The sequence below is a fragment of the Rhodoferax sp. genome, assembly GCF_039922535.1.
Lineage (GTDB): Bacteria > Pseudomonadota > Gammaproteobacteria > Burkholderiales > Burkholderiaceae_C > Rhodoferax_B.
Genome location: NZ_JBDTEM010000040.1, coordinates 1 through 2,407, shown reverse-complemented (window position 1 = coordinate 2,407; position 2,407 = coordinate 1). Strand labels below are relative to the sequence as shown.

The 2,407-nt window shown below is 67.7% G+C and carries 2 protein-coding genes; one reads left to right on the top strand and one right to left on the bottom strand.

What is annotated here, in order from left to right:
- Positions 1-2,103 (top strand): hypothetical protein (locus ABI213_RS01475; protein ID WP_348025815.1); only part of this gene is annotated, 2,103 nt, incomplete at its 5' end.
- Between the two features lie 43 nt (positions 2,104-2,146).
- Here the strand turns inward: ABI213_RS01475 and ABI213_RS01470 are convergent.
- Positions 2,147-2,407: GNAT family protein (locus ABI213_RS01470; protein ID WP_348025813.1), on the bottom strand; the 261-nt coding region annotated here is incomplete at its 5' end.

Below are 2,407 nucleotides of genomic sequence, written 5' to 3'. Positions count from 1 at the left end.
GTGCACGAACAGCTGGGCCACTTTGCCCAGGGCTGGGCCCGGTTTCTGGCCATGCTGCCGCTGCTGAGCGTGTACGCGCTCACCGCCTACGCGCTGGGCGATGCCTTCAATGCGGCTCCGCCACTGGGCGACGCGGTCTTTGAGGCCCGATCCCTGGCTGAGACCGTGGCCATGCTGCTGCTGTTTGGCAGTGGTTGCGTAGGCATGGGGCTGTTCTTTCTGTGGTTGCGCGGGCACTTGGCCCTGCAAGATACCGCCGAATACTACAACCGTGAGCCCAATGTCTACGCGCTGTTGGCCGATGAAGGCCAGACTGAGCGCCTGCGCGCCGTGCCGCGCGGCGCAGACCTGCTGCGCTGGGTCACCCCGCGCCGCCTGCCGGTCATGGCCTTGCTGGGCATGCTGCTGTTGCGCGCGGCCATGGCCTGGGCCCCCGAAGTCACCGCCAGCGCTCCGGTGGCGTTGGCGGTGGTGGCGTTGGCTCTCGTGTGGTGGATGGGCGTTTTTGGCGCGTTGGGCCTGGTCGAGCAGGCCCAGGCCCGGCCCTGGATTCTGGTGGGGGTGCTGCTGGTGGGTGTGCTGAATTACTTCGGGCTGTCAGATAACCACGCCTTGCCCTGGACGCTGCCCGATGTCACCACGCTGGCCGTGCAGCGCCTGCAAAGCGCTGGCTTGCTGGCGGTGCTGGTGCTGTTGGCGGTACTGGCCTGGTTGCTGGTCACCTGGAAGGTGCCCACCGACCGCCCACAGACCCTGCTGCACCGTTGGGGCCGCTTGGCAGGTTCGGTGTTGCTGTGGCTGCTGGCCGTGGGCGCGCTGCGCCTGTTTGACCTGTGGATGCCGCCTCCGGCGGCGCGGGTCGATGCCGCGACGCGCCCCACGGTGCAGGCGGCGCTGAAAGACTGGGTGAAGGGGCTGCCACCGGGCACACCGCGCGTGTTTTTGGTGGCCAGCGAGGGCGGCGGTATCCGCAGCGCCTACTGGACGGCCCAGGTGTTGCGGCGCCTGGAGGAGCGGTTTCCCGATTTCCACCAGGCCAGTTTCGCCTTCTCGGGCGTGTCGGGTGGGGCGGTGGGCATGGCCGCCTACAGCGCCTGTTTGCGCGGGGGCAAGCAGGGGTTGGAAGACTGCCTGAAAAAAGGCTTCCAGCAGCAGGATGCCTTGTCGCCCCTGTTGGCGGCGGGCCTGTTTGAAGACGGCTTGGCCCGCCTGCTGCCCACCTCGGGTGGCGACAAGGGGCCGTGCGACCACCCCGGTTGCGGCAGCATGAGCCGGGCGCTGGGTTTTGAGCGTGAATGGCTGCGTGCCTTCCCCGCGCTGGCCCAGCCCATCCAAAGCGTGCCCAAAGGCCAGCCACATTTGCTGCTCAACAGCACCTGGGTGGAAAGCGGTGAACTGGCCGTGGCCAGCAGCCTGCGCCTGGACAACACCAGCTTCCCCGCCGCCCGCGACGTGCAAACCCACCTGGGCGCGCCGCTGAATCTGATGGCCGCCGCCCACGTGGCCGCGCGCTTTCCGTTCATCAACCCGCTGGCGCTGGTGCAGCCTGCCTCGGGTGATGGTGAACAAGGCCACCTGGCCGACGGCGGCTACTTCGACAACAGCGGCGTGACCAGCTTGGGCCATCTGTGGTTCGCCATGCAGCAGGCCTTCAAGGATGCGGGCCGCACGCCACCCGAGCCGCTGCTGGTGCTGATCCGCAACGGCCAAAAGAAGCCCGGCTGCGACAACCCGCCCGATACCGGCCCCGCGCCGGCCTGCATCGTCCCCAAAAGCTATCCGTTCAGCCTGCCCGCCGACCTGGCCGTACCCGTGTTGAGCCAGAGCTGGGGTCTGTACGCCGACCTGCTCGGCCCCGCCGTGGCGGTGCTGAACGTCTCGGGCATCGGAGCCCATGGCCGCCTGCCGCCCGCCGAAATGCGCCAGGCCCTGGGCCATACCGAGCTGGTTGGCCCGGCTGCCAGGGTGCTGGTGATCGACCAGCTCACCGATGCGTCGCTGGTGCCGCTAGGCTGGTACTTGTCGCCCCCCGCCCGCCGCGCCCTGGACCTGCAGGCGAAGGGCGTGGCCGATGCGCTAGAGGCAGTGTACGAAAAAAATTAGTCAAATAGGCCGCTGGCGCATATTGTGCCTGCGCAGCCAGCTATTAAACCGATAGCGATCGGAAACTGTCCAACGACTGCCGCTGCTGCCCCTGCGCGTCAAAGTTGTCGGCTGCCAGCCACTGCTTGAAGGCCGCCCGCAGCAGCGGCCATTCGGTGTCGAGGATGGAAAACCAGGCGGTATCGCGGTTGCGGGCCTTGTACACCACCGCCTGGCGGAAGATGCCCTCAAACTGGAAACCCAGCCGCTTGGCCGCCACCCTGGACGGCGCGTTCAGGCTGTCGCACTTCCACTCAAAGCGCCG